At 72.5% G+C, this 1,255-nt stretch carries 1 protein-coding gene; it reads left to right on the top strand.

Annotated features, from left to right (window positions below; genetic code table 11):
* Positions 1–98: 98 nt before the first annotated feature.
* Positions 99–1,184, top strand: coding sequence for an LLM class flavin-dependent oxidoreductase (locus AOK23_RS39600; RefSeq protein WP_055717279.1), 1,086 nt, complete (start codon positions 99–101; stop codon positions 1,182–1,184).
* The last annotated feature ends 71 nt before the right edge of the window (positions 1,185–1,255 follow it).

Consider the following 1,255-nt stretch of genomic DNA (forward strand, 5'->3'; position numbering starts at 1 on the left):
CGCACCCCTCGCACCTCTGACCGTCCCCCGGCGTCGCCGCCCCACGAAACACCCACCTGCGACAATCGTCCCCACCTCGGACCAGCTGGAGGACGACCATGGACCACACCGTGCCGCCGGGCTCGCGGCCGTTGCGGAAGCTGGGCTTTCTGACCATCGGGCTGTTCGACGAGGCGGATCCCCGGCGGGGCCACGAGTCGACCCTGGAGATCATCGAGCTGGGCGAACGGCTCGGCTTCGACAGCGCCTGGCTGCGCCACCGTCACCTCCAGTACGGCATCTCCTCCCCCGTCGCCGTGCTCGCGGCGGCCTCACAGCGCACGAGCCGTATCGAACTCGGCACCGCCGTCATCCCGTTGGGCTGGGAGAACCCGCTGCGGCTCGCGGAGGACCTGGCGACGGTCGACATCCTGTCCGGCGGCCGGCTCAACCCCGGCGTCAGCGTGGGACCGCCGATGCACTACGACACCGTCAGGTCGGCGCTCTACCCCGACACCGCCGACGCCGAGGACTTCAGCTTCGAGCGGGTCCGGCGGCTCCTCGGCTTCGTGCGCGGGGAGGCGGCCACGGAGTTCAGCGGCACCGAGGGGTTCGAGGTCTTCTCGGACCGGGTCCAGCCGCACTCCCCCGGCCTCGGAAGCCGTATGTGGTACGGCGGCGGCAGCCTGCGGTCGGCCCGCTGGGCCGGGGAGAACGGGATGAACTTCCTCACCAGCAGCGTCGTGAAGGCGGAGCCGGGGGAAGCGACGCCGAGCGAGGGGGCGCCGGGGAACGAGGAGGCCGGGGCGGAGTCGGCGGACTTCGCCGCGATCCAGCTCTCGCACATCCGGCAGTTCCGAGCGCATCACCCGGACGGGGAGCGGGCGCGGGTCTCGCAGGGGCTGGTGGTGATTCCGACGGACTCCGCGAGTGCGGAGCAGCGGGCCCGGTACGAGGCGTACGCGGCCGCACGGCTGCCCCGGACGGCGGCGCCGCAGGGGCCGGGGCGGCTGCTGTTCGCGCCGGACCTCGTGGGGACGGCCGAGGAGATCGCCGAGCGGCTGCACGCGCAGGTCGCGTTCCGCGAGGTCGACGAGGTGGCGTTCGCCCTGCCGTTCACCTTCGAACACGAGGACTATGTCCAGATTCTGACGGACATCGCGACGAGGCTGGGACCGCTGTTGGGGTGGCCGGGCGCCCAGTAGCTCGGGGGGCGCGGTTCGTGGGCGGGTGCGGGCGCGTCGTGGTTTCTCGCGCAGTTCCCCACGCCCCTGAA

It is taken from the genome of Streptomyces torulosus, assembly GCF_001419765.1.
Lineage (GTDB): Bacteria > Actinomycetota > Actinomycetes > Streptomycetales > Streptomycetaceae > Streptomyces > Streptomyces torulosus.

Coding starts and splice junctions, on each gene's coding strand:
- AOK23_RS39600 (WP_055717279.1), top strand. CDS start 99: ATGGACCACACCGTGCCGCCGGGCTCGCGGCCGTTGCGGAAGCTGGGC.